General features: G+C 37.5%; 18 protein-coding genes. All 18 read left to right on the top strand.

Annotated features, from left to right (window positions below):
* Positions 1 to 248 precede the first annotated feature (248 nt).
* The 18 genes from ACM40_RS00085 to ACM40_RS00005 all read left to right on the top strand — a co-directional run bounded on the left by ACM40_RS00085 (position 249) and on the right by ACM40_RS00005 (position 23,613).
* On the top strand, positions 249 to 1,388 hold the full coding sequence (locus tag ACM40_RS00085; RefSeq protein ID WP_048500852.1) for an EpsG family protein: 1,140 nt from the start codon (positions 249 to 251) through the stop codon (positions 1,386 to 1,388).
* 290 nt (positions 1,389 to 1,678) lie between these two features.
* Complete coding sequence (locus ACM40_RS00080) at positions 1,679 to 5,110, top strand: T9SS type A sorting domain-containing protein (RefSeq protein WP_048500851.1); 3,432 nt, start codon at positions 1,679 to 1,681, stop codon at positions 5,108 to 5,110.
* Positions 5,111 to 5,372: 262 nt separating this feature from the next.
* Positions 5,373 to 7,931: a type I DNA topoisomerase gene (topA, locus tag ACM40_RS00075; protein WP_048500850.1), complete on the top strand. Its 2,559-nt coding sequence runs from the start codon at positions 5,373 to 5,375 to the stop codon at positions 7,929 to 7,931.
* A gap of 154 nt (positions 7,932 to 8,085) precedes the next feature.
* Positions 8,086 to 9,153, top strand: a complete 1,068-nt coding sequence (locus ACM40_RS00070; protein ID WP_048500849.1) for a formimidoylglutamase — start codon at positions 8,086 to 8,088, stop codon at positions 9,151 to 9,153.
* An 11-nt stretch (positions 9,154 to 9,164) separates the two neighbouring features.
* Positions 9,165 to 9,941, top strand: coding sequence for an SGNH/GDSL hydrolase family protein (locus tag ACM40_RS00065; protein WP_048500848.1), 777 nt, complete (start codon positions 9,165 to 9,167; stop codon positions 9,939 to 9,941).
* On the top strand, positions 9,938 to 10,924 hold the full coding sequence (locus ACM40_RS00060) for a glycosyltransferase family 2 protein (RefSeq protein WP_083996750.1): 987 nt from the start codon (positions 9,938 to 9,940) through the stop codon (positions 10,922 to 10,924). The genes ACM40_RS00065 and ACM40_RS00060 overlap by 4 nt, the downstream gene beginning before the upstream one ends.
* 114 nt (positions 10,925 to 11,038) lie before the next feature.
* Positions 11,039 to 12,166, top strand: coding sequence for a glycosyltransferase family 4 protein (locus ACM40_RS00055; protein ID WP_048500847.1), 1,128 nt, complete (start codon positions 11,039 to 11,041; stop codon positions 12,164 to 12,166).
* A 29-nt stretch (positions 12,167 to 12,195) separates the two neighbouring features.
* The gene (locus ACM40_RS00050) at positions 12,196 to 13,056 is read left to right on the top strand and encodes a polysaccharide biosynthesis/export family protein (protein ID WP_048500846.1); all 861 of its coding nucleotides are present in this window, start codon (positions 12,196 to 12,198) and stop codon (positions 13,054 to 13,056) included.
* 2 nt (positions 13,057 to 13,058) lie between these two features.
* Positions 13,059 to 15,557, top strand: coding sequence for a polysaccharide biosynthesis tyrosine autokinase (locus tag ACM40_RS00045; RefSeq protein WP_048500845.1), 2,499 nt, complete (start codon positions 13,059 to 13,061; stop codon positions 15,555 to 15,557).
* Positions 15,558 to 15,638: 81 nt separating this feature from the next.
* A complete protein-coding gene (locus ACM40_RS20885) occupies positions 15,639 to 15,812 on the top strand; it encodes a bacteriocin-like protein (RefSeq protein ID WP_407712616.1) in 174 nt (57 codons plus the stop codon).
* Between the two features lie 331 nt (positions 15,813 to 16,143).
* Positions 16,144 to 17,034 carry a DUF6089 family protein gene (locus ACM40_RS00040; RefSeq protein WP_048500844.1) on the top strand — a complete coding sequence of 297 codons (891 nt, stop codon included), beginning with the start codon at positions 16,144 to 16,146 and terminating at the stop codon, positions 17,032 to 17,034.
* Between the two features lie 5 nt (positions 17,035 to 17,039).
* Positions 17,040 to 17,789 carry an isoprenyl transferase gene (locus ACM40_RS00035; protein ID WP_040999451.1) on the top strand — a complete coding sequence of 250 codons (750 nt, stop codon included), beginning with the start codon at positions 17,040 to 17,042 and terminating at the stop codon, positions 17,787 to 17,789.
* A gap of 27 nt (positions 17,790 to 17,816) precedes the next feature.
* On the top strand, positions 17,817 to 20,354 hold the full coding sequence (gene bamA / locus ACM40_RS00030; protein WP_048500843.1) for an outer membrane protein assembly factor BamA: 2,538 nt from the start codon (positions 17,817 to 17,819) through the stop codon (positions 20,352 to 20,354).
* 8 nt (positions 20,355 to 20,362) lie between these two features.
* Positions 20,363 to 20,920: an OmpH family outer membrane protein gene (locus tag ACM40_RS00025; protein WP_048501661.1), complete on the top strand. Its 558-nt coding sequence runs from the start codon at positions 20,363 to 20,365 to the stop codon at positions 20,918 to 20,920.
* A gap of 64 nt (positions 20,921 to 20,984) precedes the next feature.
* A complete protein-coding gene (locus ACM40_RS00020) occupies positions 20,985 to 21,488 on the top strand; it encodes an OmpH family outer membrane protein (protein WP_048500842.1) in 504 nt (167 codons plus the stop codon).
* 63 nt (positions 21,489 to 21,551) lie between these two features.
* Positions 21,552 to 22,037, top strand: a complete 486-nt coding sequence (locus ACM40_RS00015) for an acyl-CoA thioesterase (protein ID WP_048500841.1) — start codon at positions 21,552 to 21,554, stop codon at positions 22,035 to 22,037.
* Between the two features lie 21 nt (positions 22,038 to 22,058).
* A complete protein-coding gene (gene rfbD / locus ACM40_RS00010; protein ID WP_048500840.1) occupies positions 22,059 to 22,922 on the top strand; it encodes a dTDP-4-dehydrorhamnose reductase in 864 nt (287 codons plus the stop codon).
* A 1-nt stretch (position 22,923) separates the two neighbouring features.
* Positions 22,924 to 23,613 (top strand): hypothetical protein, encoded by a 690-nt coding sequence (locus ACM40_RS00005; protein WP_228376110.1) that lies wholly within the window; start codon positions 22,924 to 22,926, stop codon positions 23,611 to 23,613.
* The last annotated feature ends 387 nt before the right edge of the window (positions 23,614 to 24,000 follow it).

Here is a 24,000-nt window from a genome sequence, read left to right as displayed (position 1 = left end):
ACAAAATATTCTAGGCGGAATAAAAAAATATTCTACTTTTGCAAAAGTTCCCTCTCAAAATATATTTTAAACCAATATTTTATTAAAGAAATAAGAATCTGTTTTAGATATGTTGAAAAAAAATGATGAAAAAACAAACGGATTGCTATTTTGTAGTGGTATTCCTTTTCTATTGTCTGTGTTATCTTACGTACAGGTTCACATCTTACTTTTGTATACCCAATCCATTAAAACCACATTAGATTAGCATGAGTCTGTTACATCCTTATTTTCTCGTTGCGATTGTGTACATGCTTTTTTTTAGTGTACAGGAGGTTTTCGGGAAAAAAGTAGATAAGAAATGGTTCTGGTTTTTAGGGATTTATCTCATCATATTGGTAGGTTTCCGTGATAATGTGGGACCCGACTACGGAAGTTATAAAGGACTTTATATTTATTCCGACACGAAGAGCTACTACAGTATTTTCATGAAGATGCTTCATATGCAGGGCCCTGACCAGCTGGAGGTAGAGTGGCTGTATACCCTGATCAATAAGATATTGCTGAATGTCTTTAATGCGCCTTTTTATGTTCTTACCCTGGTTATTGCCATCTGTGCTATTTTCTTTAAGATAGAATATACGGAAGACAATACTTTTTACCCTTTTACATTTACCCTTTTCATGTTCGTTCCCTACTTCTTTGTTGGAGAAAGCGGGCAGATCAGGCAGAATCTTGGGACATTCATCGTTTATTTCGCCATACGGTATATCAAGCAGCGGAAATTGTGGCACTATTTGTTTTTCATATTTCTGGCATCTGGAATACATACTGTAAGCTACCTGTTTCTCCCAATGTACTGGCTGGCCCGTGTTCCATTGAACAAAGCTATAATGCTCACCCTGATCATTATTTCTGTATTTCTTTCACCATTCGAGATATACCGTGTCTTTGGAAGCTTTTTGGAGGGTATGGCTTCAGACAATATTCTGGTAAATGGTTTAAATGGATACATGTATGAATCCACAGAAAGGTTGAATGGAGGTTTCGGGATTCCCGAAGCGATGATGATGATTCTGACCTTCTTCCTGTTTACATTCGATACCAAAATGAAAGAAAAATATCCCTATTACGAATACCATAGAAACTATGCTGTTGTCGGGATCTGTTTCTATTTTATTTTCAGAAATAACCCTGTATTCTCGTCAAGGCTTGTAGGCGCATTTGTTGGGTTTTCCTATGTGTTGATCCCCAATACGATGTATGTGGTTTCAAGCGGAGTAAAAAAGATCATTTACGCTTTTATCATCGCGCTTGTTATCTTTAACATTGTGGTGTTCTCTTCTTTCATAAATATTAAAGTCGGTCGATTTACCATTGATCTTTATAAAAACCATATCCTTCCGTAAAAATTAATTTATTACTATCATACATTGACAAAGACAGCACTGCAGCTGTCTTTTTTCTTGGCTTCCGTCATTGTAAAGTTTTAGATTGAGCCAAATCATAAGAAATTTTAACAAAAACAGTTACTTTTGTGTGAAAAGTAGAAATTGCTGTTTTTGTATTTATAATCTTTTAATTATTTGTTATTGTTAATTCCATCAATATATAATTTAATTATTTATAATATTAATTGATTATTAACAATAAAGGCTTAAAAGTTGTATTTCCTTTGATAGCACACAAATCTAAGGATATGAAAAATTTAGTTAAAAATTTTGCGGCAATTTTTTGCCTAGTGTCGATCTGTACCTATTCCAGGAATAGTAGAGAAGTAAAAAAGATCTTTCCTGACCCCTTTGCAGGAAAATCAGTGCTCACAGCAGGGGATAGTTTAACGAAACCCAACAATAAAATTTTAGCAGTCCCCGACTGGACAAAAGCCCCCAACAGTTATATTTTTGATCCCAGGCAAGCCAGTGAAGGCTTATTGATTCCGGTAAAAAAAGCATATGCTATGTGGAAAGGTGACGGATACATCAAAAGTGACGGGATTCCTTCCGGAAAAATGACAGCGGATGTTCTGTGGGAAGATACCCATGGTCTTATTAAATCCGGCCCCGGATATTCGCTGGAAGTCATGAGCACCAATGAAAATGCCAAAATAAGAGTCCCTATTAACAAGGCTAAGAAAGGAAATGCAGTTATTGCCCTGAAAATAAACGGTGAAATATATTGGAGCTGGCATATATGGGTAACTGATGATCCTACCAACGGATCCAAATATAAAAGCTTCGATAATATGACAAGAATGAGAGCGGACGGAACAGTTGAAGAAATTCCCGATTCCGATTGGGGATGGATGGACCGTAATCTTGGTGCCTTAAGCAGCTCTATTACTTCTTCAGACTGGAACAGAAGCGGCGGACTTCTGTATCAGTGGGGCAGGAAAGATCCTATCCCGCCTTTAGTGACAAGAGGAAATGATTTCTATGAGGTTTCCGGATCCATAGGAAGAGTAAGGCATAGAGGCGCAAAGAATATGACCGGTGCTGTAAATATTGATAACCTTACGAAATACGTTCCCCTTTCAGGTGCCGAAGTGACCAATAATATCAGGCTTTCCATAAAGAACCCGCTTAGCCTGATTTATGTGAACAAGGACGATAACAGTGGTCAGGCATACTATAATAACAACCTGAATCTACCGGTCAACTGGTTCGGACGTTCAGCAGAGCTACCTGATAACAGGCTTTCGGAGCTTAACCTTTGGTCTGACAATTCCCAGGGATTTATCAGTACCGGATATAACAACGATACCAGTGCCCGGCCATACAGAGATAAATCATCTTATGATCCATGCCCAAACGGATGGAGAATGCCTTCAATGCTTGTCGCCAATCTGGCCTCCCAGACTTATGTGGATGATATAAGGCTCGATTTTTCCCCTTTCGGAGTCAGAACCAACATGGCGAAAAATGTTTTCGAAACCAATAAATACCACATCATAAAGCCTACCGATAATGGGATGCCATCCTTCATGACCGGATTTAAAGTTTACCCTAATTTAGGTTTTGATCTTTCCAATGCAGGAGGAAATAATATGGGTATTTTCCCCGGAACAGGACAGCTGATAAGAGCAGCTCACCAGGGGCAGTATACCGATCAGCACCATGTTGCTTTATGGACAGCAACCATGACCCGACACTTTGATGCTTCTCCGGCAGTAACTACCAGAGGGCTTTTTATGATTCCCGACAAAGGCCAGCCGGATGTACCGGATCCTAATTATCCCAATATTAAAGGACGGTATTTTTATATGCCAATGTCAGGAATGTATACTTCCGAAGCCAATGGATGCAGATGTATTAAAGATCCTCTTTATATTGTAGACAACTATGATTTTCCTTCAGAATATCTTGATCCTCTGGCAGAATACAGAGAAGGGATCGATAATCCCAATACCTATCAGGCAGTTAAAAAATCAAGCCTTTTTACGGTAGAAATTCCTGTAAGCAAAGCTTTCTCGGTGCAGAGCCAGCTTTTAAATAACCAGGATATATTGGTTCCTGCTAATTTTAACAGTTTAAAAGCAAATGTACTCTGGACCACTAATACGGCTTTGATTAATAAGATATCAGTGATTAATCCTTCCCCTAATTCGCTTCAAAGCCTCAGCGATTCAAAAATTTCAGTAGACATCAATCCAAATCAGAGTGGAAATGCAGTGGTAACCCTGCATAACGGAAGCATTACTGCTCCGGTATATTGGAGCTGGCATATCTGGATAACCGACTCTCCTCTGGGATCTTATACCTATAAAACTGAACTTCCGGCAGCGGAAGCTGTGAACTACATCAATTATGTAAATAAAGCCGATGTTATATTTCAGACAGAATTTATGGACCGGAACCTTGGAGCGGTAGATGCATTTCCAATCGTTGCTAATGCCCTTACGCCTACTGCTGCTGAGCTTGCCCAAATACGGGCCTCTACAGGAATGCATTACCAATGGGGAAGAAAAGATCCGATTCCGACATTCCAGCATGCGGATAATAGAGCTTCGTATAGTGTATTTTTAGGGACGGCATCAGCAAACGGAACCATTGCCTATACTACTTTAACGTATGCTGCTTACAATAATATGTCGGGAAGCTATATAGTTCCTTATAATACTTACGCAGCTTCGGTGGCACAGGGTACAGATAAACCGGCAGATAAAATAGCAAAAGTGCTGTCTTATTCTGTGAAAAACCCTTTAACATACATGATTCCTAGCACTTTTGCTCCTTATAACAGTAGTATGCCCAACTATACCAATGGAACCGACTGGCTTGCCAATGAGCCGAATCTTGCTCCTGACCGATGGGGAAGAGGCGGGGAAAAGTCTCCTTTTGATCCATGCCCGGAAGGCTGGAGAATCCCGGATCTGAGCAACATAGCCTTAATTTCGAATCAGGATTTCGGACAGTCGCCTTGGTATAAAAAAGACAAGAATGTAGCTACATTTTATAGTGTAAGTACGGACTATTCGGGATACAGAGTAAGAAATCCATCTACCACTTCCACCATAGGCTATATGCTGATAGGGTCATCTTACATCGTTGGAAATTATCCGGATTCCGGCATGCGGGGGTACAGAAATGTGATAGCTAATCAGACTTCTACGGGAACATTCAATAATGTCAATTTCCAGTATCCTGCGGTTTGGACGGCAGGTTTGGCTTCAAATTACCTGGGAAGATCAGTGAATGTAATGTTTGATGCAGCTTCTACAGCCAACCGTTTTATTGCCTTTAATGATAATAATGATCCTTATTTTGCAACAAGCTGCCGATGCGTAAGAATACAATATGATGCCCAAGGAAATGAGGAAGGTCCTATTCCAAGGCTACCGGTTACAGCTCTGGCTTCGGGAAAAGCATCAGCAGCTCTAAGCAGTGCTGAGGTAATAGAAAAAGTAAATAAGAATAAAATTTCTTTATTTCCCAATCCGGTAAAAGATATTCTGTATATCAATACTCCGGAAAATGATGGCTATTACTATCAGATCTATAACGTCTCCGGACAGCTGGTGAGATCCGGAAAATTTGAAAACGGCAAAACAGATCTTTCTGCACTCAGTTCAGGAATATATTTGGTACGAATTAATAATGCTGAAGAAATTGTGAAGATTATTAAACAGTAGAATTAAAATAATATTAGATAAAGCAGAATAGGATTTTCCTGTTCTGCTTTTATATGTTTTACATCTATCACCATTGATGAAAAATTCTATATCATCTTTTTCATCCAGGATGAATTTTGCGCTAAACCGTACACTCTAAAGGACTTGATATATTTGGAAATGCCCTCAGGAACGCCTGTTAAACCCATCTAAAAATTAAATTAAAACGTTTTAACAAAAAGTATATAATAAAAAAGCTTTACTTTTGCAAAAAATTTTTAGAATGTCGAAAAATTTAGTAATCGTAGAGTCACCGGCAAAAGCAAAAACTATTCAGAAATATTTAGGGAAGGATTTTGAAGTGAAATCGAGTTTCGGACACATCCGTGATCTTCCAAAAAAAGGAATGGGAATAGACCTTGCCACATTCAGTCCTGATTACGAAGTTTCGGCTGATAAAAAGAAGCTGGTAACAGAATTAAAAGCTGCCGTAAAGAAAGCTGAAATGGTATGGCTGGCTTCCGATGAAGACCGTGAAGGAGAAGCTATTGCATGGCACCTGGCGGACGAATTAAAATTAAAGCCCGAAAGCAGGAAAAGAATTGTTTTCCATGAGATTACTAAAAATGCCATTCTAAAAGCCATTGAAAACCCGAGAGATATCGACCAGAACCTTGTCAATGCCCAGCAGGCAAGAAGAGTTCTGGACAGGATTGTAGGTTTTGAAATGTCTCCGGTACTTTGGAAAAAAGTAAAACCGGGCCTTTCTGCAGGAAGAGTACAGTCTGTAGCCGTAAGGTTAATTGTAGAGAGAGAAAAAGAGATTCGTGAATTTGTTCCGAAGGCAAGCTTTAAGCTGGATGGTATTTTCTTAAATAAAACCGAGCAGGAAATTGCTGCAAGGCTTAAAAAAGACTTCGAAAAAGAAGAAGATGCAGAAAAATTCCTTGAAAAAGCAAAAACTACAGAATTTAAAGTTCTGAATGTTGAGACAAAACCGGGAACACGCTCTGCCTCTGCACCATTCACCACTTCTACTCTGCAACAGGAAGCCTCTTCCAGATTAGGATACAATGTAACCAACACCATGCGTCTTGCACAGAGGCTGTATGAAGAAGGATATATTACCTATATGAGAACCGATTCCGTGAACCTTTCGCAGGAAGCAATTGAAGGAGCAAAAAAACAAATCGTTTCAGAATACGGAGCGGAATACTCATCACCAAGAAATTATACCACAAAATCTGCCTCTGCACAGGAAGCTCACGAAGCGATCCGTCCGACTGATTTTGCGGTAAAAAGCATCGGTGATGCCCAATTAAACAGATTATATCAGTTAATATACAGAAGAACACTGGCTTCACAGATGGCTAATGCTAAAATTGAGAAGACAGTAATTGAAATAGGAAACGCTTCATTGCCCCAGCATTTTGAAGCACAGGGAGAGGTGATCATCTTTGATGGTTTCTTAAAAGCTTATGGCATTGTAAAAACAGAAGACGATGATGAGGAAAACAACGAAAAGCTTTTGCCTAAAGTAAGTGTTGGTGAAATTTTAAGCTATAAAAAGATCACTGCTTCAGAAAAATTCACAAGACCGAGCGCAAGATATACGGAAGCCGGTTTAGTGAAAAAACTGGAAGAACTGGGAATTGGCCGTCCGTCTACCTATGCACCTACGATCCAGACTATTCAGAACAGAGAATATGTGGACAAAAGAGAGATCGATCCTCAGACCCGTGAAGTGGTGAAAATGTCCCTTACAAAAGACAAAATCAAAAAAGAAGTTCTTGAAGAAAAATTCGGGGGCGACAAAAATAAATTTGTACCTACAGATATCGGTGAAGTAGTGAATGACTTCCTGACAGATAATTTCAAAGAAATTCTGGACTATGGATTTACCGCCAGAGTAGAAGAAAGTTTTGACGAAATTGCCAACGGAGACCAGAAGTGGAAAGAAATGATGACCAATTTCTACTCAAAATTCCATCCCAGAATTGAAGACGTAGAAGAAAATGCAGACAGAGCCAATGGAGACAGGCTTCTTGGAGTAGACCCTAAAACTGGTAAGAACGTTCATGCAAGAATCGGAAGATTTGGCGCCATGATCCAGATCGGTGAAACGGAAGATGAGGAAAAACCTATTTTCGCCTCATTAATGACAGGCCAGAATATTGCAACGATCTCTTTAGCCGAGGCTCTTGAGCTTTTCAAGCTGCCTTTTGAGCTTGATGCATTTGAAGGACAGCCGGTTTCAGTAGGAGTAGGAAGATTCGGGCCATATGTAAAGTGGGGCGAAACCTTCATCAGCATTCCGAAAGGAGAAGACCCTCTTTCTGTCAACCAGGCGCGTGCAGAAGAGATTATCAATGAAAAGAAAAAAGCAGATGCACCGATCGCGACTTATAAGGGAGATCCTGTAACGAAAGGAACAGGAAGATTCGGGCCGTTCATCAAATACAAAGATATTTTTGTGAATGTTCCTAAAAGATATAATTTCGACAACCTTTCCCAAAGTGATATTGATGAACTGATTGATGCCAAACTGGAAAAAGAAGCCAACCGATACATCCAGCAGTGGGAAAAAGAGAAAATCTCTATTGAAAACGGAAGATGGGGCCCATTCGTCAAATTCGGAAAGGCTATGTTCAAGATCCCTAAGAAAAAAGATGATACGAAATATGAAACAGAAGAGCTGAAGGAAGTATCCCTTGATGAGGTTAAAAAATGGATCACCGATCAGGATAAAAATGCTTTTGCAGAGAAAAAGAAGCCGGCTGCAAAGAAACCTGCCGCTAAAAAAACAACCGCTGCAAAAAAGACAGTGGCCAAAAAAAAGTAATAGTAAAATATCTATATATCTATACAAAGCCGTTAACATAAGTGTTGGCGGCTTTTTTTATTAATAAAAATACCGCAGTATATCAACTTGCTGTGGTTTTTTTGTATGTTTGTTCAATAATAAATTAACATATTCTCAAGTTCTCGGATTACATATGGATTTTGAAGATTTTATCATTTCACCAAGGAATTTCAAAGCAGAAAACTGGCAGATCGGCAGCAGGATCACAAAAGATATAAAGGAAGACAGCATTGTCCTTCTTTTTGTCTCAGATTACAGAGGTACGGGCGGTGATGCAGAAGTGCAGGACTTTACAGCAGTGAGAAAAGAATTTTATAAACTTTCACAGCTCGATTTTGAAGTTCCTGTCGTAGATCTTGGAGATCTGGTTTCCGGAAAATCCGTTCAGGACTCCCATTACATCCTGCAGGAGGTTTTGTCGGCATGCCATTACAAAAGAGCTCTTCCGGTGATTATCGGAGGGTCCAATGATTTTGCCTTTTCATTATTCTCAACATTGAATTTTCACAAGCAAAATATCAACTATACCCAGATCAGTAATATTATTTCCCTGCAGCAGGGCGAAACAATTAACGAACATACCTTTTTGGGGAAAATACTAGGTTCCAAAAATTTTTCCATTAAAAATTACCACCATCTGGGCTATCAGAAACATTTGAACGAAACAGATTCAATAAGACTGATCAAAGAAGTACAGTTTGATATTGTCCGTCTGGCGGAGATGATGAATTCCACGGAAAAAACAGAGCCGTTTTTCAGAAAAGCAGATCTGGTCACCTTAAACTGTGATGCCATTGAAAGCTTCAGTGAGCCGTTTTCCATGAATCCCCAGGTCAACGGACTGAACAGGAGGGAGATATGTGCCTACATGAAAGAAATAGGACTGAGTGAAAATTTAAAATCTGTAGGAATTTTTAATTATAATATTTACTCCGAAAACCAGCTCAACCACCAGCTGCTCGCACAAATGCTCTGGTACCTGATTGAAGGGATCAATATCCAGCGGTCTCACCCGAAAGAAAGACATTACGAACTGTTCTACGTTTTGATTGACGATGAACAGTATGCTTTCAAAAGGGATACTTTCAGCAATCTCTGGTATTTTGGAGAAGATGAAAATATAGAAAACTGCATCCCATGTTCTAAAAAAGATTTTGAAGAAGCAAAAAAAGGAACGCTTAATCCCAGGCTGACTTTTTAAGTACACATAAGATGAAAAAAAAATTATTAATAAGTATTGTTCTGTTAGCCGGAGTATTCTGCTTCGTGTATTTCTGGAATAAATATTCCTATGCCGGCGAGAAAGATTATTTTTCTTCCCGTACTAATCCGGAAAATGGGTTGCAGATCGGCATTATTGGTGACAGCTGGGTTGTAAGGCAAAATCTGGATTCACTTTTACAGAAAAAGCTTTTGGATAGAGGAATACAATCCGAGATCTATTCATCAGGAAATCCAGGGGCTAAAACCAAAAAGATCTACGAAAACCTCTTTAAAGATGACACGGAAGAATTTTCATCCAAAAAAATTATAGAAAAAAAACCGGATTACTGCATCGTAATTGCCGGGGTGAACGATGCCGCAACCCATGTGGGACCTGAATTTTATACCCATCATATGGTGATGATCATTAAAACGCTTCTGCATTATAACATCAGGCCGGTTATAGTTTCCCTTCCGGAATTTGGTGTGGAAGAAGATTTTAACAATAAAAATATAATCAGCAGCCTCAGTAACAGAGGTGCTGAGCTGGTTTTAAATGAAGGTAATCAATTTAAAATACCGGAATACAGAAATGCTCTGTCCGAAGAATTAAAAAACGACGGCCTGAATAAAAAGGTGATTATGCTCAATTTCGATGAAGTAAGCTCTGATTATGATAAAGACCGGAACTTGTATGCAGATCCTCTACATTTAAACAAGCAGGGGTATCAGAAATTCAGCGAATTTCTGGCAAACGGAATTGCTAATTTAGAAGGAAAAAAATGATGGTCTCTGTTATAGTTCCCGTATACAATGTAGAAAATTATCTGGCGAAATGTCTGGATTCCCTGGTAAACCAGACTCTTCAGGATATTGAGATTATAGTTGTTGATGACGGCAGCAAAGACCGCTCGGGACTTATTATTGAAGAATATGCGAAGAATTTTTCTGATAAAATAAAATCTTTTTCCAAAGAGAACGGCGGCTTAAGTGATGCTCGAAATTTTGGAATAGAAAGAGCTTCAGGAGCCTATATCGGTTTTGTAGACAGTGATGACTATGTTACGGAGACGATGTTTGAAGAAATGCTGCATCTGGCAGAAAAACATCAGGCTAAAATGGTCATCTGCAACATTCAGAAAGTAGATCAGGACGGAAAAGTAACCCAAAAGCTGACCCAGATTCCCAATATGTCTGAAAAAATAGAACTGGAAGATCATTTCTCTGTTTTTTCGGATCTCAGCTACTTTGCCTGTAACAAGCTGTTCAAAAAAGAGCTTTTCGACCGTAAAAGGTTTAAAAAAGGAGTTCATTTTGAGGATATTCAGCTGATACCGCAGTTACTTCTTGAGTGCAGCGTTTTGGCTCAGACCCAGAATTTTCATTATCAATACCTGGAACGCACAGATTCTATTACAAAAACCCATACGGAAAAAGGCCTTGATATCCTGAAAGCAGTAAAAGACGTGGAAGCCGCATTTGAAAAATCAGGGTATTCCCACAAAAGAAAAGAACTTAAAAACTTTCAGATCTTTGAAGGAGTATATTCTTTTCTGGCTTACCTGGCTTTTGTAAAAGACAGCGGAATATTTTATAAAATGGATGCTGAACTGGCCGTTTTTATGGATGAAAGAAAAATAAAAATTCGAGATATATTAAACTATAATCGTTTTGGTAAGAATTATCTTTTATCTTTGCCGATGAAAAAAAAGATTTTTTATCTGTTGTTTTTTGCAGGACAAAAGAAGCTGATAAGAAGATTATTATAACACAAATGATAAGTACAATTATTTCAGTCATTATATAAAACATTGATAGTTAGCTTTTTGTAAGGTATTTTGATGTTTTTTTAGGAATGTTGATGATGTGCTTAATAAAAAAAAATGAAGAATTTTGAATTGTTCTTAAGCGAATCAGGAATTTCTATTTTTTATGTGAAAATAGGATTAGGGTTTCTATTCTCTTTTTTAATTACCTTTTTCTCCATTCCTACCATCATTAAAATATCCAGAAGAAAAAACCTTATGGATGAACCTGGTATAAGGAGCTCCCACCTCAGGAAAATCCCCAATCTTGGAGGGATTGCCATTTTTTATTCAATAGGAATCTGTGCATCGATTTTTGCCTATGAGCTTTTTGATTTGTACAAATTTTTATTTGCCTCATTAATCATTCTTCTTTACATTGGAGTGATGGATGATATTGTTGTGATGAGAGCTTATAAAAAACTGGTGGCACAGATTATGGTGTCTTCACTGGTGGTAATAGGTTCCGATATCAGGATCAGAAGCTTATTTGGGATCTTCGGAATTTATGAAATGGGCTATTTCGTGAGTGTTTTGTTCAGCATCATTACTTTTATTATTCTGATCAATGCATTCAACCTGATTGATGGAATAGACGGGCTGGCCGGGGGATATTCAGTAATCTGCAGCGGTCTTTTCGGAATAAGCTATTACCGCCTGGGAGAATATAATTACCCGCTCGTGGTTCTTTCCGTTATTATCATAGGAACTGTACTCGCCTTTTTGTACTATAATTTATCCAATTACAGGACGAACAAAATATTCATGGGAGATACGGGATCTATGCTTCTGGGGTTTCTTCTGGCATTTACTTCCATTTGTTTTATTGATATTTTCATAGATAGAGAACTTCCCAACGTTCCAAGGTATCACCTTCAGTCTGCACCGGTGATAGCGGTTGCCATTCTTATTTTGCCTATTGTGGATACGCTGAATGTAATCATTATCAGGCTGTGCAATAAAAAATCACCTTTTGATGCGGATAAAAACCATATCCATCACAAATTGCTGAAGCTGAACCTTACCCACAGACGGTCTACATTTTATATCATTGTATATTACCTGATGATTGTCATTGTGGCTTATTATCTAAGGCATATCAATATCAATCTCCTTTTAATGATAATTATTTCATTAGGTTTTTTTGGAGCTTATTTACCGGATCTCATTTATCATTTAAGAAATAATAAGAAAATAAGAATTTAATTTTTACTTTTGCAAATAACATCCCAAATATGATGAAGAATTTGAAATATTTATTTTTATTACTGCCCTTTTTTATGACTTCCTGCATCACCAAAAAAGATGTGAGGTATTTACAGCCCAGCGAGAGCTTGGTAATCAATGAAGAAGGACTTATTCCCTACAATATTCCCACCTACAGAATTACGAAGAATGATATTCTTAATCTTAATATTGTAACTACGCCTAAGGGAGATGCGGCCCAGTTTTATTCATCTTTAAATACCTCCGGAGGATTAGAGGGCGGTGGTGCTGCTAATCCTGCTTTGACAGGAGGCCGTAATGCAGGCGCTGGAATAGGAGGTAATATGAATTTCTATTTCAACGGCCTGAAAGTAGATTCCAAAGGAGATATCAACGTATTCGGGATAGGATATGTTAAAGCTGAAGGAAGAACACTGGAAGATGTTACCCAGGAACTTCAGGAAAAAGTGAATGAAAACTTCCAGGAAGGAAAAGCAGAAGTAAGACTGAATACAGACGGAATTACCTACTACATTCTTGGAGATGTAGAAACAACAGGTCTTTCCGGAGAAAAAGTAGCGCACAAAAATACATTGACTATTACAGAAGCATTAGCTATTAACGGTGGTTTAAACAGAACCGTTGACCGTACCAATATTGTTATCCACAGAAAATTGCCGGAAGGGATAAAAGTGGCAAAACTAGACCTTACCCGCGAAGATATTATGAATTCCCCGTACTATTATGTACAGAACGGTGACGAAATCTATTTGAATACCAGAGGAAAAAGCTTAAACGGATTCGGAAAAGATCCTGTACAGACTTTAACCACTGGGGTATCGGTAATTACTACAGCATTATCAATTTATCTGCTTCTTAAAAACCTTTAACCATGATTCCAGACAGAGACACCACCATAGGGAAAAACGAGCCCCAGAAGGAAAAGTATGGATCGTTTGCATTATTTGATATTGAACATTTCCTGAGAAGAATACTCAGAAACTGGTATTGGTTTGTATTCATGCTGCTTATCGGTTATGTTATTTCATGGGTATACAGTAAATATTATGCACAGAATATCTATGCATCAGATCTTTCTCTGAGTATATCCAATAATACGTCCAGTTATTTTACGCCCAACCAGTCTATCAACTTTATCTGGGGCCAGAGCGGAAACCAGGACGGAGTTTACCTTAAAAAAATGCTGTTATCCAGATCTCATAACGAGTTTCTGGTAAAAGAACTGGATCTTTTTGTTAATTATTCTACCAAAGGTCTTATCAAATCAACCTATATTGATAAAACCGATTCGCCGGTTTTTCTTCAGATTGATAAAAAACACCTTCAGCAAATTAATTATCCTATTACCCTTGTTCCAAAAGGTGGAGATTCTTATGAAGTGGTTCTCCCGGAAGAAGGGCAGTCTACCAGTTTGTACAGTTATGAATCAGAAGGATTTCAGTCCGTTAGCGGATATAACAGGCCTGCCAATAAGGTTATAAGAATCAACGAATGGTATAATTCTCCAAATCTGCGTTTCAGACTTATCAAGAATACCACGACTCCTAATATAAAGGTTAATAATGTTATTGTAAATCTTAGTACGGTCAATCAGAGTGTTAATGACATTGTTTCTACCATAGGAGTGGAATTTGATAAAGAGATTGCAACCATTATGATCATTTCCAAAAAAGGTTTCAATCTTAACAGTACAGTAAACTTCCTGAATAAATCAGTAGCTGAACTTCAGAAAAAAAGACTGGCGGATAAAAACATTGTTAACAAGAATACAGATCTTTACCTGCAGACCAATATAGATGGGATTCGTAAAAAACTGGATTCAAGTGCAGCGGTTCTGAACTACCTCAAAACTTCAGAAAAGTTGTATAATATTAAAGACAGAGACGAAAAATCTTTAGACAAAATAAAAGAACTTGAAGCAAAGAAAGCTGACATCATAAGCAAGATCAGCTCACTGAATAATATTAAAAACACCCTTCAGGCTCAGAATTTTGATAAAATGATCAGCACCAATGCTGCCGGTTTTGAAGATGGTTTCTTTACTGCTTCCGTTTCAGAGCTTAAAGCCTTATATATAAAGAGAAGAGAAATGGCAACCATTTATAAGCCGAACTCCGAGCCTATGAAAGAGATAGACAGGCTTATTAATGAGGCTAAAATGGGTTCATCCGGTGCTTTGAGAAACTATTATACAAAATATTACGACGAGATCAATAAAATAGACCGTCAGGTAGCTGAAGCCAATTCTGATCTTACTTCTTATCCTGAAAAAGAAAGAAAATATCTTGATGCAGAAAGAGGATATAGCATGATTGAAGCTACTTATAACAGCCTTTTGGGAAGACAGAATGAAGCACAGCTTAAAGTCGCTACCAACCAGTCTGATATTACAGTAATCGACCCTGCCAAGAATTTGGGTCAGGCTCCGATTGGTCCTAACGTAAAAGCAATAAAATCAGCAATTATGTTTGGCCTGTTGCTGTTTCCATTATTGTTCATCCTGATTGGTGAAGCATTGGATAACAAAATCCGAAACATCAAAGAGCTCTTGAGTGCAACAAAGATTCCGCTTCTTGGAGTTATCGGGAACAATACCAATGAGAATATGCTAACCGTTTTGGAACAGCCTAAATCATCTGTTTCAGAAGCATTCAGGGGAATCAGGGCCAATATGAGATTCCTGATGGAGAACAGCAGGGAAGATGGCAAAGGAAAAATAGTTTTGATAACTTCCTCCGTTGGTGGTGAAGGGAAAACCTATATTTCCATTAACCTGGCATCCGTAATAGGTTTGAGTGATAAAAAAACAATCCTGCTTGGGATGGACCTTAGAAAACCTAAGATCTTCGGGGATTTTAAAATTGATAATAAATACGGGATCTCCAATTACCTGACCGGAGAAGTAGAAATAGACCAGATTATTAATAAAACAAGAATCCCTGGCCTTGATGTGGCTACTTCCGGACCGATTCCTCCAAACCCTTCAGAGCTTTTAATGAGCGACAGAAACATCAGGTTCCTGGAAGAGCTGAAAGAGAAGTATGATTTCATTATCATCGACTCGCCTCCGGTAGGTCTGGTCGCTGATTCCTATGAACTGATGAAATATTCTGATGCTAATATCTATGTCGTTCGTCATGAATACACAGAAAAATATATGCTGAAGATGATAACAGAGAAATACCATAACCATGAGGTGGAGCATTTAGGACTTATCTATAATGATTACAATAAAAAACAAGGCTATGGATATGGCTACGGATATGGTTACGGATATGGCTACGGGTATTTTGATGAAGACAAAAACTATAAAGAACCCCTTCTGATTAGAATACGAAATAAAGTACGGACAATATTTAACAAAAAATAATAGTATTCTGTTAAATATTATTCCAACACATGGTGATATATGTTATTTTTTATATATTGCAGAAGAATTAAATAAAATAACATGAAAAATCTAAAAAAACTGTCAAAAAACGATTTAAAAATGATTAATGGAGGGAAGCAGCTGCAGCCACTTACAACGCATTGTTTTAGTAACGCCGGATGCCCTTCAGGACAAATTTGTGTTACCTGCTCTGGCCCGGATTGCGGTAGTTTAGGTAGCGGAATTTGCATCTAATACAATTATTCTTGAAAACAGTGACTAACAGTTTTTATTTATATTTTAAACAAATTGCTGTTAAATCGCGCTGTTTTGATTTTTTAATATCAGAATATTTTCAGGAAAATTAAAAAAAGCCCTCACCAATGAGGGTTTTTTTTATGTTGTGAGTTACTTGCATTGTATAAATAGTATATAAAGAAATATTTTTGGCACTTTGCCGTTTACTTTATAACAAATTATGTTTTTTTGTTTATTTTTAACTAAACATTAAGGATATCTTTAATATAAAAATGTTTTATATTTGCAAAAATTAAATTTTAAAATAACCATAAATCCATATTCTTTTATGAATAAAAAATTATTGTTTAGCTTTATTGCCTTCCTGGGAATGGTAAGTGTTAAAGCACAAAGAAACGAATTGGGAGTTCGTTTGGGTATGAGTAACCTAGTTGGGGATATTGGAAGGACCAATTATATTTTACAAAAGCCGTTGGATTTAGACAGAATGTCAGACTGGGGGTTCCCGTTTTATGGAGGTTTATTATATAGATTTAATTTTAACCCGCACCAGACCGTTAGATTGGATTTAGGATACAACCAGATTCAGTTTAGTGATAAAGCTGCAAAAGAAGAATATAGAGTAAATAGAAACTCATACGGAAAAAATAATGTATACGAAGCAAGTTTGATGTTTGAATACAATCTTTTCCCTGTCAATAATGAGCAGGTAAGCATGGTAAGCCCTTATATCTTTGGTGGTATAGGTGCTTTGATGTTTGATGCCCCTAAAGCTGATCTTGTCAATGATTTCAGAAGAGATGCAGACGGTGTGGCACAGGCGCCGCTTAATGAACTTGACTTTACAAGCACTCCTGTATACTCATTAGGAAAAAAAGTAACCATGCATATCCCTTTTGGGGTAGGATTAAAATACAAGTTCAATCATAATTGGGCTATATTTGCAGAAGCTACATTCAGATATACACTGACAGATCAGCTGGATCACAGCAGATTGCTTTCAAAAGATCTGACGTCTAGCTATAATGGAGATATTTTAGATCCTGCCACCGGCGCTTCGCTGCTGCAGTCAGGAAATTATTATGCAGTCTCTAAAGAAAGAGAACAGGAGCTGCTTAACAAAAGAAATATAGGGGATGAAAGGTCTAAGGACTGGATGAATACTTTTAGTTTAGGATTGACCTATTCATTCGGAAGACCTCCGTGTTATTGTGATTAATTAATATGTCGTTGATTAAAGATAAAATAAATTCTCAGAATTTACCGAAACACGTCGCCATTATTATGGACGGCAATGGAAGATGGGCAAAAACACGTGGCGAAGAAAGAACTTTCGGTCACAGGAATGCCATTGATGCAGTAAGAAATGCCATTAATGCATGTAATGAGATTAATATCCCTTACCTGACACTGTATACATTTTCTTCCGAAAACTGGAACCGCCCTGCAAACGAAGTAAATACACTGATGAACCTGCTGGTGGAAACCCTTTTGCTGGAAGCTGAAGAGATTTTTAGCAAAGGACTCAGAATGCATGTTATAGGGAATTTAGAAAAGCTGCCTCCCCTTGTGAGAGAACAGCTTGAACGTGTGGTAGAGCTTACAAAAGAAAACACAAAAGGCAATTTAGTACTGGCAATAAGCTATGGCTCACAGAATGAAATACTGAATGCTGTAAAAAGCATCAGTTCCGATGTGAAAGAAGGAAAAGTTGATATTGAGAATATTGATGAAAAATTATTCGAAAATTACCTTTATACGAAAGACTTTCCGCCTGTAGACCTGCTGATCAGAACCAGCGGGGAAATAAGAATAAGCAACTTCCTTCTTTGGCAGATCGCTTACGCGGAATTACAGTTTTTGGATGTCCTTTGGCCGGATTTTACAAAAGATATCTTCTTCCAGTGTATTGTAGATTACCAGAATAAAGAGAGAAGATACGGTTTAACTGGCGACCAGATAAATGCCCAATAAATTTAAAGAAAAGAAAGACTCGATAAAATGAAGTTTAGACTATTACCCATCATCATGTTTGCTGCTTCGGCACATTTTTATGGACAAGTAACTCCTCAGGACAGCACTAAAGTAAATAATGCTGTACATGCAGAAAATGAAGCAGGAACTTACACTCTTAAAGACATTGTTGTAGATGGGGTAAAAAAATATACACCGGCACAGATCTTAAGATTTACGGGATTAACTAAAGGAGAAGCTGTAGATATTCCGGGACAGAAAATCAGCAACGCTGTGAAAAAGCTTTGGGATACCCAATCGTTTTCAGAAGTTGAAGTGTATGTTCAGAGTATTGAAGGGCAGACTGTAATTTTAAGATTCTACCTGGAAGACCTTAAAGAACTTGGAGAAGTAAAATTCACAGGTAAAGGGATTGGTAAGTCTAAAAACGAAAAGATGGCAAAAGATAACAATCTGAAGCCAGGGACAAAAATTACTCAAAACCTGATTTCCAGCCTTAAGACAAAAGTTCCAAAGGATTACGTGAAGAAAGGGTATGCTGATGCCAGAATTACCATTCAGGATAAAGTGAATGCCAATGATCCGTCTTTGGTAGACTGGACTATCAATGTAGAGAAAGGTAAAAGAGTAAAAATTGACCATATCGAATTTGAAGGCAACCAAAGCGTTACAGATGCAAAGCTTAGAAAAAAAGCCTTCAAAGAAACCAAACAAAAGAGATTTGGTATCGGTGGAATCCTGAAATCTTCAAAATTCATTGAAGAAAAATATCAGGAAGATAAACAGAGCCTTATCAGCTACTATAACTCACTGGGTTACAGAGATGCTAAGATTGTTTCAGATTCCGTATGGAGAAACAAAAGAAATAACTACGAGATCAATGTAAAACTTAATGAAGGTAAAAAGTATTATATCGGAGATGTTACATTCACCGGAAATACCGTTTACTCCACAGAGTATTTACAGAGATTATTAGGATACAAGAAAGGAGATATTTACGATGCTGTTGGGTTTAATAAAAAAGTTGGAGAAGACGGAGGTAAAGAAGATGACTCAGATATCAAATCTGTGTACATGAATAATGGTTACCTTTTCTCTAATGTAACTCCTGTGGAAAAATCCGTGTCAGGAGATGCTGTAAACCTGGAAATCAGAGTTAATGAAGGAGAACAGGCAACTTGGAACAAGGTAACATGGCAGGGGAATACAACCACCCATGACCACGTTGTGCTTAGGGCTCTGAGAACTAAACCGGGAGAGCTTTTCAAGAAAACAGAGATCAAAAGAACCTATTTCGATCTTGCCGGGATGTCTTTCTTTGATCCGCAGCAAATTAAATACGATATTAATCCCAATCCTCAGGACAATACGGTGGATGTAAACTGGAGTCTTGTTGAAAAAGGATCTTCTCAGGTACAGTTACAGGCAGGTTACGGAGGTAATAGCTTTATCGGGACGTTAGGACTTACGTTCAATAACTTCTCTTTAAAGAACTTCCTTAAATTTAAAGACTTTAAACCGGTACCTCAGGGGGACGGTCAGACTTTATCGATCCAGGCACAGGCCGGACAGTATTTCCAGAATTATGGGATTTCATTTACTGAACCATGGTTATTCGGAACAAGACAAACTTCCCTTTCAGTAAGTGTGAACACCTCAAGAGTAAAATATAACGACACCAGTGGAAATGATCAGAAGCTTAATATCTTTTCCGCATCAGCGGGTCTGAACAGACTACTGAACTGGCCGGATGACTACTTCTCTTTATATACAGGAATCCAGTTCCAGAATTATAAATTCAGTAACTATCCATTCCAGTTCGGAGATACTACAGAATACTATGGAGACGCAAACAACTTAAGTCTTAACTTAGGTTTAAGCAGAAACTCAGCAGGTATCGACCCTATCTTCCCGACAACGGGTTCAAATATTGAAGTTTCCGCGAAATTAACTGCGCCATATTCATTGTTCAGCAACAAAGATTACTCTACAATGTCGCCGGTTGACAAATACAAGTGGATGGAATTCTACAAAATCAAGTTTAAGGCAGACGTGTACAACGAAGTTGTTGGAAAGCTGGTATTGAGATCTTCCGCTGAAATGGGATTCATGGACGGATATAACAAAAAACTTGGAGCTCCGCCATTCGAAAGATTCTATGTAGGAGGTACAGGTTTATTTGGAGGTAGATATGACGGACGTGAGTTGATTCCATTGAGAGGTTACGAAAATGCTTCAACATATGGAGGAGAAATAGATGACATTACCCAAAGAGGGGGAGGTACAATCTATAACAGATTTACACTGGAATTAAGATACCCGATCTCAATGAACCAGACCGCTAAAATTTATGCACTTACCTTTGCAGAAGGTGGTAACGTATGGAACTCATGGAGTACATATAACCCATTCCAGCTGAAAAGATCTGTAGGAGTTGGGGTAAGAGTTTATATGGGAGCCTTTGGTTTGATCGGATTTGACTTTGCTTACGGATTCGATAAGACCGTTTCCGGAACAGAGCCTTCTGGATGGAAAACACACTTCCTGATGAACCAATCATTATAATCACACATATGAAGAACCTTAAAATCATTTTCACATTTGTATTGTTCCTGCTTTTTGGATTTTCAAACGCACAGAAAATTGGAATAGTAGATACAGGCTATATTTTAGATAAACTTCCTCAATACAAAGAAGCAGAAGCAAGATTAAATTCTCAGATCGATACCTGGCAGTCAGAACTTCAAAACCTGCAGTCAGAATACGAAAGAAAAAAATCGGCATTTGAAAGTGAGAAAGTATTGCTGATAGGAGACCAGCTCAAGCTTAGAGAAAAAGAAGTAATGGACCTTGAAAAAAACATCAAGACCACTACAAGCTTACGTTTTGGAGCCAATGGCGAGATTACAAAACTAAGAACAAATCTGGTTGTACCCTTCCAGGATCAGATCTGGACCGCCGTTAAAACAATGGCTGAGAAAAATGGATTGGGCACGGTTCTTGATAAATCCGATAACAATGTGCTTTTCCTTCTGCCAAGATATGATTATACAGAAAAAGTATTAGCGATCTTATTAAAAGGATCTGAATCTGATAAAAAAGAAAAGACAAGCAGCAAAAGTAAAAAGTAATATGTATTAACTTTTGCTCAAAATTAAAATCTAAAAACAAATTAAATTATTTATTTTACCAATTATGAAAAAATTAAGTGTATTATTTGCCGCGGTAATAATGGTTGTATCGGTAAGTATGGCGAAAGCTCAAAAATTAGCTTCTGTAGATTTAATGGGGGTTCTTAATGCAATGCCTGAAAAGAAAAAAGCAGATACTGATATAAAAACTTTCTTAGATGCAAAACAAGCTGAAATTAAGAAAAAAGCAGATGCTGCTCAGGTTAAATTCCAGCAATACCAAACTGAAGCTCCTAAAAAAACAGCTGATGAAAATGCAGCTAGAGAAGCAGAAATGAAGAAATTAGGAGAAGAAATCCAGCAAATGCAGGAAAAAGCTCAGAAAGACCTTCAGGCTAAACAGGATGTAGCTTTCGGACCTATCGAGAAAAAGCTGAACGACGCTATTGAAAAAGTTGCTAAAGCTAACGGTTACGACTTCATCCTTGATGCAAACGCTGGTGCTCTTGTATACAAAGGAGGTGCAGACGCTACAGCTGCTGTTAAGAAAGAATTAGGAATCAACTAATAAATTAACAAAGTTTTATAAATTAACCGTCTCTTTTAGAGGCGGTTTTTTTATTTTTGCGCTATGGAAAAAGAAGTATCAACAACCGTAAAAGTAAGGTTCAGCGATTGTGATCCGATAGGGCATTTGAATAATGTAAAATATTTGGACTATATGTTCAATGCCAGAGAAGATCATGTAGAAACATTTTATGGATTCACATACGAAGAATATACCAAGAAAACAGGATGCACTTGGATTGCCATTCAAAATGAAATTGCTTACCTGAGAGAAGTAAGATACAATACCCAGGTTGTGATCAGTAGCAAAACAATAGAAATTCAGGACAGGACGGCCAAAGTGGAAATACTTATGAAAAGTCTCGACGAAAAAACCGTACATGCAGTTCTATGGGTTACAGTGATTTATTTCAACCTTAAAACAAGAAAATCCGAAATTCATCCCGAAGATATCAAAGAAACATTTCATAAATTCTATGTAGATCTTGAGCAGAAAGACTTCCAGTCCAGAGTGAAGTTCCTTAGGTCTCAGAACGCAAAAAATTCGTGATAAAAAAATAAAGAATTACACATGAAAAAAATAGCAGTAATAGGAGGCAACGGACAGTTAGGCAACTGTATCAGGAAAATTGCACCTGATTTTGAAAATACGTACGAATTTATATTTACAGATTCCCAGACTCTGGACGTTACAGATGAAGAACAGGTCAATGACTTTTTCTACGATAACAAACCGGACTACTGTATTAATGCTTCCGCTTACACAGCTGTTGACTTAGCCGAAAAGGAAAAAGACAAAGCATTTGCTGTAAACGCTTACGGAGTTGCCCATCTCGCTCAGGCCTGTGCAGATCAGAAATGTATACTTATTCATGTTTCCACCGACTATGTTTTTGATGGGGACACCAACCTTTCATACTCAGAAGATGATTTTACCAATCCGACCGGAGTATATGGCGAATCAAAAAGAAAAGGAGAAGAACTGGCTCTGGAAATTAATCCCAAAACCATTATTTTAAGAACCTCATGGCTGTATTCAGAGTTTAATAAAAATTTTGTTAGAACAATGCTTAGCCTGTTCTCTCAAAAAGACGAGCTCGGAATTGTTGCCGACCAGTTTGGGCAGCCTACCAATGCAAACGATCTTGCCGAAGCAATCATGAATATTATTGAAGCCCCAAACAAAATCTTCGGTATTTTTCATTTTTCAAATTATCCAGAAACCACCTGGTTTGAATTTGCTAAAAAAATTGCTGAATTTTCAAACTCTTCGGTGAAACTAAACCCTTTGACGACGGATCAGTATCCTACCCCCGCGAAAAGACCGGCCAGAAGCACCATGTCTTTAGATAAAATAGAAGAAGTATATAAAATAGAACTCAGACATTGGGAGAACAGTCTCGAAGAATCTGTCAAAATACTAACCCAGCAATAATATGATCAAGAACCTGGCAGTTGCCATTTCAATATTCTGTATCCATCTTTGTAATGCACAGAATGTATATCTCTCAAAAGTTGAGAAAACAAACGACAATACAGACAAATTTCTCTATAAAAAAGCAGAAACCATAACTGATGCCGAGTATCTTGGAGAAATTGAAGTTCAGGGGTTCTCAAAAGATGATGCAGCTGTTTTTTCTCTCATCTATAAGAAAGCAAAAGAAATTGGGGCCAATACTTTCTCACTTAAACCATTTGAAAATATTGATGGTACTCCTCAGCCTTTTAATCCGGCCAATTATAAGATAGCTCTTTATTATACCCCAAACGGGAAATTGAAAGACCAGGATGGTAAATTATATATTTTCGCTTCTTCAGATAAAGAGCAGAAAATTAGTATAAATAAAAAAGACTATTTACTGGCACCCAGGTCTTACCTTACCCGGGATATTATTTCCGGAGAAGCATTTATTATATCAACAAAGAAACTTCTAGGCTCTACAATTAAAGTTCAGCCTAAAGCAAATAAAGAAAACCTATACTTCCAGGTATCCTCTTTAAAAGTAAAATCAGATACTTCCGGAGTGGGCGGTTTAAATCTGAAATCCGGCGACATCATCGGATTAGAGAAATCTTATGCAGAGTTTTTAAGCCTTATATACACTAAAATAAATAGTAAACCGTAATTCTGGAAAGGGAGGTGAAAAAAATTAAACATTAGTTTGAAAATTTTACTACTGTATACCAGCTTCTTACGGCTTTACATGAACTAAAAATGAATTTTATGTTAACTATATTTGTTTTGTGATGTAATAAGGGTGTATCTTTGCCCCACTGAAAACGAGAGTATACGGTAGCGCAGAAGAGCTTTTAGATAAGCATAATATTTAAAAAGCTTAAAAAAGATATAAGTAAAACGAGCTTAAAACTTTTTAGAAATAAAAGGTTGCGGGTTTTAAAAAATTTCATATCTTTGCAGTCCGGTTAAACGGGGAGCAGGAGCGATAAAGATTAAGGTTTAGGAAAGAGTTTAGGGTTGCTAAAAAAACTTTAAATTTCTTTTGAAAACATTT

The sequence above is a fragment of the Chryseobacterium sp. BLS98 genome, from assembly GCF_001045445.1.
In the GTDB taxonomy this organism is placed as follows: domain Bacteria; phylum Bacteroidota; class Bacteroidia; order Flavobacteriales; family Weeksellaceae; genus Chryseobacterium.
Note: the sequence above shows the minus strand (reverse complement) of the source record. Positions and strands in the feature narration are given on the sequence as shown.

Excerpts from the sequence above, each read along its gene's own strand:
- ACM40_RS00040 (WP_048500844.1), top strand. The coding sequence starts at position 16,144 with ATGAATAAAAAATTATTGTTTAGCTTTATTGCCTTCCTGGGAATGGTA.
- ACM40_RS00070 (WP_048500849.1), top strand. The coding sequence starts at position 8,086 with ATGGATTTTGAAGATTTTATCATTTCACCAAGGAATTTCAAAGCAGAA.
- ACM40_RS00015 (WP_048500841.1), top strand. The coding sequence starts at position 21,552 with ATGGAAAAAGAAGTATCAACAACCGTAAAAGTAAGGTTCAGCGATTGT.
- ACM40_RS00080 (WP_048500851.1), top strand. The coding sequence starts at position 1,679 with ATGAAAAATTTAGTTAAAAATTTTGCGGCAATTTTTTGCCTAGTGTCG.
- ACM40_RS00025 (WP_048501661.1), top strand. The coding sequence starts at position 20,363 with ATGAAGAACCTTAAAATCATTTTCACATTTGTATTGTTCCTGCTTTTT.
- ACM40_RS00060 (WP_083996750.1), top strand. The coding sequence starts at position 9,938 with ATGATGGTCTCTGTTATAGTTCCCGTATACAATGTAGAAAATTATCTG.
- ACM40_RS20885 (WP_407712616.1), top strand. The coding sequence starts at position 15,639 with ATGAAAAATCTAAAAAAACTGTCAAAAAACGATTTAAAAATGATTAAT.
- ACM40_RS00050 (WP_048500846.1), top strand. The coding sequence starts at position 12,196 with ATGATGAAGAATTTGAAATATTTATTTTTATTACTGCCCTTTTTTATG.
- ACM40_RS00055 (WP_048500847.1), top strand. The coding sequence starts at position 11,039 with ATGAAGAATTTTGAATTGTTCTTAAGCGAATCAGGAATTTCTATTTTT.
- rfbD (WP_048500840.1), top strand. The coding sequence starts at position 22,059 with ATGAAAAAAATAGCAGTAATAGGAGGCAACGGACAGTTAGGCAACTGT.
- ACM40_RS00020 (WP_048500842.1), top strand. The coding sequence starts at position 20,985 with ATGAAAAAATTAAGTGTATTATTTGCCGCGGTAATAATGGTTGTATCG.
- topA (WP_048500850.1), top strand. The coding sequence starts at position 5,373 with ATGTCGAAAAATTTAGTAATCGTAGAGTCACCGGCAAAAGCAAAAACT.
- ACM40_RS00045 (WP_048500845.1), top strand. The coding sequence starts at position 13,059 with ATGATTCCAGACAGAGACACCACCATAGGGAAAAACGAGCCCCAGAAG.
- ACM40_RS00035 (WP_040999451.1), top strand. The coding sequence starts at position 17,040 with ATGTCGTTGATTAAAGATAAAATAAATTCTCAGAATTTACCGAAACAC.
- ACM40_RS00065 (WP_048500848.1), top strand. The coding sequence starts at position 9,165 with ATGAAAAAAAAATTATTAATAAGTATTGTTCTGTTAGCCGGAGTATTC.
- ACM40_RS00085 (WP_048500852.1), top strand. The coding sequence starts at position 249 with ATGAGTCTGTTACATCCTTATTTTCTCGTTGCGATTGTGTACATGCTT.
- ACM40_RS00005 (WP_228376110.1), top strand. The coding sequence starts at position 22,924 with ATGATCAAGAACCTGGCAGTTGCCATTTCAATATTCTGTATCCATCTT.
- bamA (WP_048500843.1), top strand. The coding sequence starts at position 17,817 with ATGAAGTTTAGACTATTACCCATCATCATGTTTGCTGCTTCGGCACAT.